Annotated in this window: 9 protein-coding genes; 4 read left to right on the top strand and 5 right to left on the bottom strand. The window is 51.1% G+C overall.

Annotated elements, in window-relative coordinates:
- Positions 1-22 precede the first annotated feature (22 nt).
- Both N512_RS0103125 and panF read left to right on the top strand, forming a co-directional pair.
- Positions 23-235 (top strand): DUF997 family protein, encoded by a 213-nt coding sequence (locus N512_RS0103125; RefSeq protein WP_025011781.1) that lies wholly within the window; start codon positions 23-25, stop codon positions 233-235.
- A complete protein-coding gene (gene panF, locus N512_RS22115) occupies positions 232-1,680 on the top strand; it encodes a sodium/pantothenate symporter (RefSeq protein ID WP_051472624.1) in 1,449 nt (482 codons plus the stop codon). Before N512_RS0103125 ends, panF begins: the two co-directional genes overlap by 4 nt.
- An 82-nt stretch (positions 1,681-1,762) precedes the next feature.
- Here panF and N512_RS0103115 read toward each other — a convergent pair whose 3' ends face one another.
- From N512_RS0103115 to cysK, 5 genes are all read right to left on the bottom strand, one after another.
- A complete protein-coding gene (locus tag N512_RS0103115) occupies positions 1,763-4,408 on the bottom strand; it encodes a TonB-dependent receptor plug domain-containing protein (RefSeq protein WP_028779373.1) in 2,646 nt (881 codons plus the stop codon).
- A gap of 555 nt (positions 4,409-4,963) precedes the next feature.
- Positions 4,964-7,666, bottom strand: a complete 2,703-nt coding sequence (locus N512_RS0103110; protein WP_028779372.1) for a TonB-dependent receptor — start codon at positions 7,664-7,666, stop codon at positions 4,964-4,966.
- Between the two features lie 426 nt (positions 7,667-8,092).
- Positions 8,093-9,100, bottom strand: a complete 1,008-nt coding sequence (locus tag N512_RS0103105; protein ID WP_028779371.1) for a TDT family transporter — start codon at positions 9,098-9,100, stop codon at positions 8,093-8,095.
- Positions 9,101-9,191: 91 nt separating this feature from the next.
- A complete protein-coding gene (locus tag N512_RS0103100) occupies positions 9,192-10,262 on the bottom strand; it encodes a methyltransferase (RefSeq protein WP_028779370.1) in 1,071 nt (356 codons plus the stop codon).
- Between the two features lie 195 nt (positions 10,263-10,457).
- Positions 10,458-11,426, bottom strand: a complete 969-nt coding sequence (cysK, locus tag N512_RS0103095) for a cysteine synthase A (protein ID WP_025011786.1) — start codon at positions 11,424-11,426, stop codon at positions 10,458-10,460.
- 212 nt (positions 11,427-11,638) lie between these two features.
- Between cysK and N512_RS0103090 the strand changes: the two genes are divergently transcribed.
- The gene (locus tag N512_RS0103090) at positions 11,639-12,793 is read left to right on the top strand and encodes an RDD family protein (protein ID WP_051472623.1); all 1,155 of its coding nucleotides are present in this window, start codon (positions 11,639-11,641) and stop codon (positions 12,791-12,793) included.
- A gap of 11 nt (positions 12,794-12,804) precedes the next feature.
- Entirely contained in the window at positions 12,805-13,929 is a 1,125-nt protein-coding gene (locus tag N512_RS0103085) for a beta-ketoacyl-ACP synthase III (protein ID WP_028779368.1), read from the top strand.
- The last annotated feature ends 37 nt before the right edge of the window (positions 13,930-13,966 follow it).

Genomic DNA, 13,966 nt, shown 5'->3' with positions numbered 1-13,966 from the left:
GGAGCAATCCAAGGAGGCCGTTATGCCATCCATGGCACGTCTGGCCATCATACTTACCCTGATTTACGCCCTGTTGTGGGCTCTGGGACCCCTGTTGACCGATATGGGGGTCTGGGACTCAAAACCTGACTATTACGGCCTGCCATTGTGGTTTTGGCTGTCCTGTATCCTGACCCCGCTGTTTTTCATTATGGGACTCTTCTACCTGTTTGGCCGGGGAGGGCATAAAGAGTGACCACTCTTATCCCGGTATTACTTTATCTGTTGCTCAGCCTGGTGTTGACCCGCTTTATTGCCGCCAGACAAGACAAGGCCAGCCTCTATCAGGATAAGGCGGCGCGCTTTTTTATCGGTGGCCGTTTTCTCAATGGCCCCATGTTGGCCTTGACGCTGGTGGCCACCTATACCAGCGCCAGCTCTTTTATAGGTGGTCCGGGCGCCGCCTACAAGATAGGTTTGGGCTGGGTATGGCTTGCCTTGATCCAGGTGCCGGTTGCCATGCTGACCCTGGGAGTGCTGGGGCCGAAGATCCTCGCGGCCAAGGCGCCTTACGCCACCTTGATTGAGTGGTTGGACGCTCGCTTCGAACATAAAGGAGTCAGCATGTTGGCGCTGGGCTCCTTGGTGCTTGGATTTATCGCCATGATAACGGTGCAGTTTATCGGTGGCGCCAGGTTGTTTGCCGGGGTCAGCGGTATCGACTACAGCCTGGGGCTGGCACTGTTTGTGGTGACAGTGTTGGCTTACACCCTGAGCGGTGGTTTTAGGGCGGTGACCATCACAGATGCCTTTCAGGGAATAGTAATGCTAATGGGGCTCTTGCTGCTGTTTTTCACCCTGCTTGGCCATGGTGGGATGACAGAGTTGATGTCCAAGGTGGCCAGCGAAGATCCTGCCTTGTTGCAGCCCCACGGCAATGAAGGGCAACTGGGCTGGCCCATGATGCTGTCGTTTTGGGTGCTTATCTGTTTCGGTACGCTTGGGTTGCCACATACTGTGGTGCGTTTATTGGCGGTTAAAGATACCCGGGCGCTCAAGAAAGGCATTATTTGGGGCACCCTTATCAGTGTTTTGATGACCTTGTTACCGCATCTTATCGGACTGATGGGGCGGGCGCTTTATCCTGATTTGCAGGTACCGGATGAAATCATGCCTACCTTGATCTCCGGACTGTTTTCGCCGCTCTTTGCCGGGGTGTTGCTGGCGGCGCCCATCGCCGCCGTGATGTCGTCGGTGGACTCCATGTTGCTGCAGGCGGCGGTCAGTCTGGTGCGGGATGCCTGGGTTAAGGTGAGGCCACAAACCTCGGCGCAAAGCCAGCTGCGTTTGAGCCGCATCGCTATGTTGATGATTGCTGCGCTCGCCTGTTACTGGGCGCTGGAGCCGCCGGCCATGATAGTCTGGCTCAATCTGGCGGCTTTCGGCGCGCTGCAGGCGGTGTTTCTCTGGCCAATATTGGCGGCGGTATTCTGGCCTTCATTGACTGGCAACTCGGTGTTTGCCGCGATGATTTCCGGATTGCTGAGTTATGGAATGCTGCAATGGCTGGCCTTGCCTTTGCCGCTTCATATTCACCCTGTGGTACCGGCCTTGCTGGTTTCCCTCGTGGCCATGCTGGGCTGTCAGGCATGGTTGCCGGTACGGGAAGTTTTGGTTACCACACAGGACAAAGCGGAATGACGCTCCATGCTTGATTGTTGAGGATGGAATTAAACAAAAAAAGCGCAGTCATTGACTGCGCTTTTGGCTATTAAAGCGTTTATCAGAAGCGGATCTGATAACCCGCGTAGACTACGCGGCCGATAATGTTGTGGGTATCGGCGTCATAACCTGGGTAGGACAGTTCATAGTTCACCGCAGGCATGGCATCGAACAGGTTACGGGCACCGACTGTGACTTTACCGAACTTGTCAAAGTCATAGTTCATGGCCAGATCCCAAGTGGTGAAGGAACCGAAGTCCTGCTTGTCGATATTGGCAGCTTGCTGCTGTGGCGTTTCACCGGCATAGGAGTCTATGTACTTGGCGATCAGCGAGGCGCTGAAGGCATCATACTCATAGCTGAAGGTGGAGTTGAAGCGCAGCTCAGGGTATCCCTTGGTACCCAACACATCGTAACGTGGGTCGACCGGGCTGGCCTGCTCTGTGTATTCCAGTGCATAAGTGCCTTCCAGTGCGAACTTCAGGTTGCCGTAGTTACCCAGCTCGAAGCGCGAGCTGAAAGAGACGTCCAGACCCGAGGTTTGTACCCCGTCCATGTTGATGTAGCCGGCGCCAATCTCTTCAATCTTGCCGTCGGTATCACGCTTCACATAGACATATTTAGGATCGTACGCACCGAGGCCGGTCGTGGCTTCCAGATCCAGAATAGTCTGGGCACCAACGTAGCTGACCTGGTTGCTGATCTCTATGTTGTAGTAGTCCACAACCAGAGAGATATCATCAGTGATGTTCCACACTGCACCGAAGGCATACTGATCAGACTCTTCAGGTTTCAGCTCCGGATTACCTGAACTCTTGCGCAGATACTGAGTTGACTCACACACATCAGCGCCTTCGCGTTGGTCAGCCGGCAGCATCTGACAGCCTTTGGTGTCGATCACTCTGTCATAACTGGTAGCGGCTTCGCCCAGCAGATCATCCAGTGACGGAGCACGGAAACCCTGGCCGTAAGAGGCGCGCAGTACCAGGTTATCCAACAACTGGTAACGCAGGTTGATAGAGCTGGACAGCTGGCCTTCGTCCGGCAGGCTGTATTGGTCATAACGGCTGGCCAGTTTGATGTTCAGATCGTCAGTGACCGGCAGTTCCAGCTCAACAAAGGCAGCCTTGTAGTTACGCTCACCGGCGGAGTCACCACCGTAAGTACCCAGTACTTTGCCGGCAGCTTGCTGCGCGTCGCGGCGATCGCTGAATTCCATCTTCTGGTACTCGGCACCCACGGCATAACCTATGTCACCGCCTGGCAGTGCGATAGGCGCCAGCGCAGCCCAGGAAATGGCAGTCGCTGTGGTCTTGGAGTCAGCTTGACGGGTGGCGGTGTGCAGGAAGCTGTCCAGGGTTGCCTGAGTAGCATTGCCGCCCAGAACAAATGGGTTGTACAGGCCGGCGTCTACGGCTTGTTGCAGGTTGTCTTCAAATACGTAGGAGTCAGTGCTTATGTCTACCTGCTGATCTGAGTACTGTACATACCAGTTCAGTGAACCGGCATCCAGCTCCAGGTTCAGACCGGTAACCACGTCAATCACATCGGACTTGAACGTCGTGCTGCGATCGGCCACACCGGTAAGACGGTGGTAAGCCTGTACTTCGCTTGCGTTGGCTGTGCCATAAGTTGGGTTCAGTGGGTTGTCGGCAGCTATGTACAGGTTAGGGGTCCACAGTGCGGTAGAGGAAGTCGTGGACTTGTCACGCATCACAATCGCCTGACCGAACCACTCCAGGTTGTCGGTAATTCTGTAAGTCAGGTTGCTGAACAAAGAGTCTTTGGTCTGATCCGGCAGGTAATCGGTGCCTTCATACATGCTATAGCCACAACGTGGACCATCTTTGCTCTGAACGATTTGATCGGCCGGACAGTCTTTACCCGGTACATAGTTACCTGTGTAGGTTGGCGTTTCAAAGGTTCCGTCTTCTTTTTTGCCTGGGCGGGCAGCCACTGGGCGCCAGGTACCTTCCGGTGCATACAGAGAGCTGCGGCCATAGGCCTCATCCCAGTTGGCGGTCAAATGATCACGCTGACCACCCTTGAGAGGATCAAACTTCTTGTGCTCTATGATTACCAGGCTGGTGCTCTTATCGCCAGTGTTACCGAAGGTCATCGACGCCGACATTTCATCACGGCCACCCTGAGTCGGGTTGGCGTATTTCAGATCGAATCCAAGACCGTCATAGTTCTTCTTCAGAATGATGTTGATTACACCACCAATGGCATCGGAACCATAGATGGCAGAAGCGCCGTCACGAAGGATCTCAATGCGCTCGATGGCGTCCATAGGGATCAGGTTAAGGTTGGTTGCATCGGCACCAAAAGTGGCTGATGGTGCGATACGGCGGCCATTGATCAGGGTCAGGGTGCGGTTTGAACCCAGACCACGCATGCCCGAGCTGGCATGGTTACTGGCAGAGCTGCCGGCGTCGCTGATGAAGCTGCCCGCAGTGTTGTATGGCATTTGTGCCAGTACCGCAGAAACATCTGTCAGGCCGGTTTTGGCTATGTCTTCAGAACTCATCACAGTTACCGGCAGTGCCGATTCCATGTCGGTACGCTTGATACGTGAACCGGTAACTTCGATGCGCTCCAGTTGTTCGTTTTCGTTGGCTTGAACTGCAGGTAGGCTAAGAGTGGCCGCTGCTGCACCGCCAAAGAGGGCGAAGCGCACAGCTTTGCTGACACTGAGATTCATCATTTATATCCTTTTATGATATTTATTTTGTCTTTTTGTATTTATTCGAGCCGGTATAGAACAATTCGGCGACAAAATGTAACCATTAAGATACAAATAATACAAGTGGTTAAATGCTTGTTACCCGATTATTTATTGTAATAAAGATGTAATCAGATGTTTTGAAACTATAGAAAAACATCAATTCCCATATTTAAAAACATTATAAAAACATTAAATTAACAATTTCGAGGTTGGTTGAATAAATAATGAGCGGCGCAAAATGAGCCGCTTATTTACCGAATAATATCCAGTTTAAATGAGCTTAGAAGGAATAGCTCAGACTGGTGTAGGAGAAGCGACCGACGCTATCGTACGCTGCAGAACCTGCTGTGGTACCGGTCGAACCATAAGGCAAGTCTTTATCGAACAGGTTATCGATACCGAACTTAAGCGTTATACCGGCTTTTAAACTTCAGAAAGCCAGGTTCTTAGGTTCGTGATAAAGGATCTTCGGGGAAGAAATGAGCATAAAAAAACGGCACATTATGATGTGCCGTTTTTGTTGTTGTGGAACGATTAGAACTTCACTTCACCTTCAATGAACCACTCTCGCCCACGGGCATTGTATATGGAGCGTGGGTAGTGAGGCCATGAAGTATAAGTTGGGTCAAAGTTTGGACCCGCATCGAACATGTTGACTACACCGGCAGTGACTTTGATGCTGTCTGTTATGTTGTAGGCAGCAGTCAAGTTCCAACGTGTTTGAGATGCAACTTCGTGGGCGCTCTCATCAAACTGTTCACCGTTTTTGATAGCTGAACGTTTGAATGATTTGTATTGTAGGCCGTGCATACGGGCTGTATGGTATGCTCCAAGAGTCGCTTCAAAATCATCTATATACCAGCCCAATACCAGGTTGGCACGATAACGTGGGAGACCACCATCATCCAGATCGTCATCAATTTCTGCTGTAGGATCTGTTTGACCTTCTGACAATAAGATATAGGTACCATTGAAGTTCAGTTTCAGTTCACCGAATTCGTTTAGATCCCAACCATAACCTGCAGTCAGGTCAATACCACGAACTTTTTGGAACGCCAGGTTTTGAGCAACCGCGTTGATGTGAGTAATGGTTCCTGCATCGTTACGGGTGATCATATCGGCGTAAGTATCGTACTCACGAGCTGCTTTTTCGGCACTGATATCACTGACCATATCGTCCAGTTTCCACTCCCAAATGTCTAAAGAGGCATTCAGGGCATCGCCACCATAAACGGCACCAATGTTTGCGGTGTAACCTTCTTCAGCCTTCAGATCCTTGTTGGCACCTGTAGTACTGTCGATATGAAGTTCTTTACATACTTCATTGAGAGTCGGATTGTTGTCATAAGCTTCACCAGGTATTCCACCCAACGCTTGGCATTGCTTGAAGTCGATAACAGTGGCGTAACCTTTGGTGGCATCGCCATATACTCTGTGCATATCGGGGGCACGGAATACTTTACCTATGGCACCGCGCAGCAAGAGTTCGTCGATAGGACGATATTCAATGGTCAACTGTGGAGACAAGTTGCCGCCAAAGTCATCATATCTGTCATAGCGAACCGCCGCATCGACCACCAATTGCTCTGTTACAGGAACGCGAAGCTCTGCATACGTTGCCCAGAATGAACGTTCACCTGCACCAGACGAACCACCTCGGCTGAGGATGTTACCTTTAGTTGATTCGGAATCAGATTCAGTTTGATAATCTTGTTTGGTCCACTCTGCACCGAAGGCAAACTCAGCATCGCCGGCTGGCAGTTCAAACGCAGGTCCGGAGATATTGGCTTGAACGTTCTTCTGAGTTGATTGGGCACGCTCGAAAGGTGAGTAGCTAGTGTTCTTGACATCTGCGGCACTCATAGGTGCAAGGAAAGAAACACCATCTTTGCCTTGGGCTATGTAGTTATACATGTTGGCAACACTGGCGAAGCCACTGCTGTATACATCAACATTGGTACGACCATAATTGACGGAGGCGTCCCAAGAGTAGGTATCGGCCAGCATGCCTTCAAGACCAGCAGTGAAAAAATAATTGCGGGTATTGGTTTCACCGGCACGATGACCAAACTCATGCAAACGCCGTACATAGGTGTAATCGCCATCAGTTGCATTGGCAAAGTCACCACCGAGACCGGTTGTCTTATTAAATGTTTTACTCAGCGTAGAATCTAAATCTGTCGTCAGAGTCAGAGTGTCACCGGCAACCTTAACTTTGAAGTCATCGGTAGCCATAGGCTCGATACGAGTTGTAGATTTGGCTTGAGCAAAGTCAAGACGACCAACAAAAGTCAGGTTGTCAGACAATTCATAGTTGAAGTTGGTTGAACTAATGAAACGGCTGCTCTCAGGTGCCAGATCTCGCCATTGGGTGCGATCAAAGCCACAGGTACCATTGTTCCACAAGTAACCTTCTGCGATACAGCGATCCATTGGCAAGCTGCCTACTGCTGGGCTACCCGCTGGGCCTGTAATACGTGCGCCGTACGAACTGTATGCAGAAAACTCACTGTAAGGTACTTTGTCCGTATGCAGGCCAAAATTGTCCCTGTCAGTTGCTTTCAACTGTTCAGTGTCAGTGAATTCGATAAAAGTAGAAATGTTACCGCGGTCGTTTGATGCACCCAATGAAAGGGCAATACGATCGCTGGTGCCACCGCCATTGGTTGTATCCCCATGGCGGTATTTCAGGGCAACGCCTTCAAAGTCTCGCTTAAGGATAATGTTAACTACACCACCAACAGCGTCGGCACCATAAATAGCTGAACCACCAGACTGTAATACTTCAATACGTGCAACTGCTTCCATTGGCAGGTTCGCAGTATCAACGAAGTTGTCAGTGCCACCAGCAGGCTTTGGATACTGATTCAAGCGTTTGCCATTGATCAGCGTCAGGGTACGACTCGCTCCTGCGCCGCGAAGGCTGATGGAAGATGCCGCTGGGGTAAACCCATGTACGGCCTGAGTTGTCATAGCACTTGTCGTTGAAGTCAAGCTTTCCAACGCATCTTGGACGTTGGTAAAGCCTTGTTTGGCCATGTCATCGGCACTGAGCACTGTCACTGGAGTAGCCGTTTCCATATCGGTACGCTTAATGCGTGAACCCGTTACTTCAATACGTTCCACTTTTTCGCCATCATCTGCAGCTTGAACAGTGGGGATGGATATAGCGGTTACTGCTGCGCCACTAATTAACGCAAAGCGCACCGCTTTGGCTAATTTAGAATTAGCTTGCATGTTTTTCTCCCTGATACTTTTGTGTGTTTTTTATTTTTTTCATCCGAATTAATTAAATAATGTTTCCGGACGTATCAGGAATATAACCTTAGTGAAATAAAAAGTGCAACAAGGATGATACAGATGTAATTAAATTGGCCTGAAACCAAACTTAATCATTTTTTTATCATAATTATAACGTACAGCATTTATTTATTGTGATTCTTGGTCATGCTGACTAATTAGTCACATTAATTAGTAAATTATTCCTTTGTGTGAATTTATATGATCGCAAATGTATTTTATTTGTTTAAATTTGTTCGGAATAAAAAATTGAATTTGCTTTGTCTAGGAGCTTGAGTAGATTTCAATGGACCATTGAAGATTCAATAAATCGCAAAAGTGTGATGCAAATCACGATTTTGCAGGTTTCTGTGTATGGGAATTTCAGTTTCCCAGAGACCATGGGCGGTAGTGTCTGAGGTAACTGATAGCGACGAAGCCGACAATAGCACTGGCTATCACAAGCTCAATATTTCCAAGTAGCGCCAGTGGCCGGTGCAGCGATTGCAGCATGGGTTGGCTGTTGCACCAGGCGGCTGTTTTCAGTAGGGCAGTGGCTCCTATGACCATGGGGAAGGTGTAGGCAGCAAACCCAGGGCTGAAAGGGAGGCGCAGCAAGTGCAGGAAGGCCAGATAGATGACCAGGGTCATCAGCAGGGCCAGACTCAGCAGCAGGGCGACCAACCAAAGCTCAGGCTCCGGGGTCAGGGTCAGATAGCCGGCCAGAGACAGGCTGGCCGGTGCTGCCAGAATCGCTATGGTAGGCTTGGCTGCATCCGCGACCGGGTTACAGAAGATTAAGCGATAGAGCATCACAGGCAGCATCACCAAGTAACTCACCAGGCCGAACATCAGAATGATGTGAGCGATTTGGGCGCCTACCTCGCCGGCTTCGGCGCCGGGAAAGGTCACGGCGGCCACCACCATGCCGATAGGGGGCACAAACCAACTGGGCACCATATGCTCCAGGTTGAAGTCCATTGCTCTATGCAGCACAAAGGCTGCCAGTAAACAGCAGTGAATGGCGATAGCCGTCAACCAGATCAGGAAGCCACACAAAGGAAGATGGATCCCTACGGCTTTGGAGATCACCATCAGTGCCATGGCAAAGGTGGGCAGCACACTGCCGACTACAGGGTGGCGCAGTTCTTCATTCAGTAATTCAGGATGCAGAATGAATTTGACTGTCAGCAGAGACAGTAATATGCCGGCAACCGCCGCGCCCAATGCCAGGCCGGGAAATTCTGCTGACACGTTTTCCCAGGCCCAACCCAGGCTGGCGATAGCCAGCGCCAACCCGGCCAGAGGGCTTGGCAGTCGCTTGAAAGCGGCTTTACTGAACTTGGACTCGCGAGTGCTGAGTTCTTCAGTGGTAGTGGCAACGAGTTTCATACTGTGACCTCTAGATTCCAATTTGATGGTCCTAGTCTAAAATCGGTCTTTGATTAATAAAATTGAAATTAAGTTATTCATTGATTCAAATCTATTTAAGCTTGCAGCGCAGCAGAGTATGCCCAAGCCCTATGTCATCGATATCTTCATCGACATAGAAACCTGCCTGTTGCAGTAGTTTCAGCAATACCTTAGAGTGATACATACGACTGTTGCCATTGGCCATGGCGGTGAAGTAGAGCGAGGTGGCATTGACACAGTAGGCGGAGGCGGCATTGGGCTGCCTGTCCCAGAAGGTTTCCAGAATGCAGAGCTCGGCTGTCGCCGGCATGGCTTTGGCACAAGCCTGCAGGATGGCCAGGATTTGTGCCTCGCTGAAACAGTCGAGGAATTGGCTCATCCAATAGAGATCGCCGTCGGTCACAAAGGGGCCGTCAGGGGCAAGCAGATCGCACGCCAGGCCGGATATCCGCCCGCTCAAACCTGCGGCTTTTGCGGCCTCGGCGGCCAGCTCAAGCTGGGGAGCAAGATCCATTATGGTTACCCGGCACTGTGTATTGTAGCCGGCACATTTCAAGGCCCATTTGCCGGTGTTGCCGCCGATATCCACCAAATGAGCCGGCCCTTTGGCAAATATGCGCGGCATCAGGCTGTCAAAGGCGTGATCTGAATAATAGTGATCGAAGGCGAACCAGCTGTGTTTGGCCTCTGTCGGTAACTGGCTCAGTGCTGGGTAAATAGTGGGCCAATCGCCGAATACTTTCAGTCCCTCGGGAGAGCCTTGCTCCAGCGCCTGTTGCAGATGAAACAGGCCTTGGTAACAGATGTCGTGGATAAAATTGAGATTGGTGGCGGCCATATCATCATGCAGCAGAAACCAGCCTGTCTTGTCGAGAATGTAATCGTCTCCCTTGTGCCAAACTAGCCCCATGGAGAGCGCCATATCGAGCAGAACGCCCAGAGCATATTCTGTCAGCCCGGTTTGTTCTTTGAGTATCTCAAGGCTAATGCCCTCATCGCCTGCGGCATCTATATGCTTGAGGATGTCGAACTGCAGCAGGCAGCGGGTCACCTGAAAACTGACCGGAGCGAAGGCGATTTTTTGTGCTTCAAATTTGGCTTCGAAGGCACTGAGTTTGGCGGGTTCACTGAAAAAGGGCATTGTCTAGGGAGCCGTGGGAAAGGTTCAAAAAAGCCTTTATGGCCCAAAGCCCAAGTCAAGTACAGGCCAGTTGCATAAAACTTTGATCAAGAGGGCAAATATGTGGTTATTACCCCTTTTGATTTCAGGACGAGACGTTGGCATAAAAAAGCCCTCGTCATTAGACAGGGCTTTCAAGTTGCGGTTTATGCTTACTTACTGCACGTTTTCCTGATCGCCGAATTGGCCGACAAACAGGGCCGAGGACAGATAACGCTCGGCGGCAGATGGCAGGATCACCACTATGTTTTTGTCTGCAAATTCTGGCAGGGCGGCGATGCGGTTGGCGGCAACGACGGCGGCACCGGAGGAGATCCCCACTAAAATGCCTTCTTCTTTCATCAGCCTGTGAGCCATCTCTATCGCTTCGTCATTGGTGACCAGCTCTACCTTGTCAATCAGCTCCAGATCCAGGTTACCCGGAATAAAGCCGGCGCCTATGCCCTGGATCTTGTGCGGACCCGGCTGCACAGGTTGGCCCGCCAGAGTCTGGCTGATCACGGGGGAGTCGGCTGGTTCAACGGCCACAGCAGTGATCGCCTTGCCTTGAGTGTTCTTGATATAACGGCTCACCCCTGTAATGGTGCCGCCGGTACCGACACCGGCAACAAATACATCGATTTGACCATCGGTATCGTTCCAGATCTCAGGACCTGTGGTTTTTTCGTGGATCTCAGGGTTGGCCGGGTTGTCAAACTGCTGCAGCAGCAGATATTTATCCGGCGCCGATTGGCGGATTTCCTCGGCCTTTTCGATGGCCCCTTTCATGCCCTTGGCACCATCAGTCAGTACCAGGTTGGCGCCCAGTGCCTTGAGCAGCTTGCGGCGCTCGAGACTCATGGTGTTGGGCATGGTCAGAGTCAACTTGTAACCTCGGGCCGCGGCAACATAGGCCAGCGCAATACCCGTATTTCCCGAGGTGGGCTCAATCAGCTCTTTGTCTTTGGTCAACAGGCCTTTTTTCTCGGCGTCCCAAATCATATTGGCACCAATACGGCATTTGACACTGAAGCTTGGGTTACGGGCTTCTACCTTGGCCAGCACCTTGCCGTTGCTGACGCGGTTAAGACGAACCAGTGGAGTGTTACCAATGGTGTAGGAATTGTCTTCGAAAATTTTGCTCATGGCTTGCTGGCCTCCTTTGATTGCATCCCTAAAGCATAATCTCCATGAGATCAAAGAGAAGTGAATCTTTGTTCTTCTTTATTCTTTTTAGTTATTACATGAATCTCTGTTATTCGTAACTTCGGAGTAAGCCAGTTTAGCTTTATGTTAATCTCAACGCCAATTCGATGTTAACCAAAAATCAACATTCTATTCCAAATAGGAGAGCAGGCTTGGATCACAACTTCAATGCCGAGGAGGCAAATCCGAATCGAACCGGGCAAAAGAGCGGCTTTAAGCTGTATCCGGGCAAAGATCCCCGCAGCATAGTGACACCGGCCGCATTCAGTGTGGCGCCGGAGCTACTCTACACCCCCTTGGCAAAGCCTTGGAAAAGGGCGCTGGCTATCACGATAGACGGTTTGTTGATAGCAGTACTGGCCGAACAGGCCGGCCCGCTGTTTGTGCTTTTGGTGTGCCTGCTGGCTTACTATATACACAATCACGCCAACAGGATCTCCACTTGGGCCAAGGGGTTTTTGTACCTGTTTATGGCGGTGGTTTTGCTTTGGTCTGCGGTGCCGCAGATGATAAAAGTCAACGGCCTGCAAGAGCGTCGCGATAATGAAATTCAGGGGCAGACACTGCTGACCTTGACGCCGCAGCTGTTGCGTTTGAGTTTGTGTGAGGACAAGGCCTGCGCCCAACATGAAGCGGGTTTGCTGGTCAATGCCGCGGCTGAGGCAGGGCTGTCACGTACCCAGGCCGAGACCATGTTGCAAGGTGAATTGGATGACTTGCCGCTGGCTTCAGCCGATATTGCGGCGATAAATGCAGACTTGATGCCGCAGTTGGCTTCAATGAAGCCCGAGTCTGTAGCGGCACTCAATGAAATGGCTAACGCACAAACCGATGTAAAAAACGATGCAAAAATCGACACACAAACCCAACCAGCATCTGCCGAAGACGACTCAAGACCGGAAGCTGAAGAGGACGAGCAGGAGCAGGAGGAAGAAACACAATACAGTCTGCTCGCTTGGGCCAAGGGGATGCTCAATGACCTCGGGTTTGGATTTGGCTGGGCGGCATTCTATTTTACCTTGTTCACTGCCTGGTTTGATGGTCAGACTTTAGGCAAAAAAATCATGCGGGTGCGGGTGATTGCCCTCGGAGGTGGTAAGCTTTCCCTATGGGACGCCTTTGGCCGTTACGGGGGATACGGTGCAGGCTTTGCCACTGGACTGCTGGGTTTCTTGCAGATTTTTTGGGATGCCAACAGGCAAGCCATCCAGGATAAGATCTCAGCAACAGTTGTCATCGATCTGAGTAAGCCACGCATGAGTCCAATAGAGACTGTGCTGCAGGCGGATCCGGTCACAAAACAATAAGAAGGTAGTTTATGAAGGATGCGATTGTCATTTCCGGTACCGGGCTGTTTACCCCTCCGGAAGGAATAACCAATCAAGAACTGGTGGACAGCTTCAATCAGTATGTTGACCTGTTCAATACCGAGAACCGTGCCCAGATAGATCTTGGCCATGTGGCGGCGCTGAATTACTCATCGAGTGAATTTATCGAGAAAGCGTCAGGCATCAAACACAGATTTGTGATGGTCAAAGAGGGGATCTTGGATCCTGAAGTCATGATGCCGATGATCCCTGAACGTGCCAGCGACAGCCTGTCACTGCAGGCTGAAATGGGCTTGCATGCGGCCAAGCAAGCGCTTGATAATGCCGGCCTCAAGGCGGATGACATTGACTTGGTGATAGTCGCCTGTGCCTACACCCAGCGGGCCTATCCGGCGATGGCGATTGAAATTCAACAAGCCCTCGGCACCCGGGGTTATGGCTTTGACATGCAGGTTGCCTGTTCCTCAGCGACTTTTGCCCTGGTGACAGCGGCCAATGCCATTCGCAGTGGTAGCGCCGGGCGCGTGTTGGTCATCAATCCTGAGATATGTTCGGCTCAGGTCAATTATCGTGACCGCGACAGCCATTTTATTTTCGGTGATGTGGCCACGGCCTTGGTATTGGAGCAGGCCGCAACTTGCCGCGCCCAGCAAGCCTTTGAAATTCTGTCGAGCCGCTGCTTTACTCATTACTCGAACAATATCCGCAGCAACTTTGGTTTCCTTAACCGTTGTGATCCGGCCACTTCCGGCGAGGCAGACAAGTTGTTTCATCAACAGGGGCGCAAGGTCTTTAAAGAGCTGCTGCCCATGATATACCAGCATTTGGATGGGCAGCTCGAAGAAGCAGGTATCACGCCCGAGCAGTTCAAGCGTCTGTGGCTGCATCAGGCCAATATCAATATGAACCAGTTTGTGGTGAAAAAGCTCCTGGGTGAAACCCCTGAGCCTTTGAAGGCGCCCGTGGTGCTGGATCAATACGCCAACACGGCATCGGCCGGCTCGGTAATCGCTTTCCATAAATATCACCAGGACTTCAAACAGGGGGAGTTGGGCCTGTTGAGCTCCTTTGGTGCGGGTTACTCCATCGGCAGTTTAATTCTGCGTGCCTGTTAAGACAGAGCTTTCCTCAGCAATAAAAATGCCTGCAACT

Origin of the sequence: Shewanella sp. 38A_GOM-205m, assembly GCF_000518445.1 — a bacterium.
Classification (GTDB): domain Bacteria; phylum Pseudomonadota; class Gammaproteobacteria; order Enterobacterales; family Shewanellaceae; genus Shewanella; species Shewanella algae.
The sequence above is the reverse complement of the archived record's forward strand: the minus strand, read 5'-3'. Positions and strand labels throughout refer to the sequence as shown.

Excerpts from the sequence above, each read along its gene's own strand:
- N512_RS0103100 (WP_028779370.1), bottom strand. The coding sequence starts at position 10,262 with ATGCCCTTTTTCAGTGAACCCGCCAAACTCAGTGCCTTCGAAGCCAAA.
- N512_RS0103115 (WP_028779373.1), bottom strand. The coding sequence starts at position 4,408 with ATGATGAATCTCAGTGTCAGCAAAGCTGTGCGCTTCGCCCTCTTTGGC.
- cysK (WP_025011786.1), bottom strand. The coding sequence starts at position 11,426 with ATGAGCAAAATTTTCGAAGACAATTCCTACACCATTGGTAACACTCCA.
- N512_RS0103125 (WP_025011781.1), top strand. The coding sequence starts at position 23 with ATGCCATCCATGGCACGTCTGGCCATCATACTTACCCTGATTTACGCC.
- N512_RS0103110 (WP_028779372.1), bottom strand. The coding sequence starts at position 7,666 with ATGCAAGCTAATTCTAAATTAGCCAAAGCGGTGCGCTTTGCGTTAATT.
- N512_RS0103105 (WP_028779371.1), bottom strand. The coding sequence starts at position 9,100 with ATGAAACTCGTTGCCACTACCACTGAAGAACTCAGCACTCGCGAGTCC.
- N512_RS0103085 (WP_028779368.1), top strand. The coding sequence starts at position 12,805 with ATGAAGGATGCGATTGTCATTTCCGGTACCGGGCTGTTTACCCCTCCG.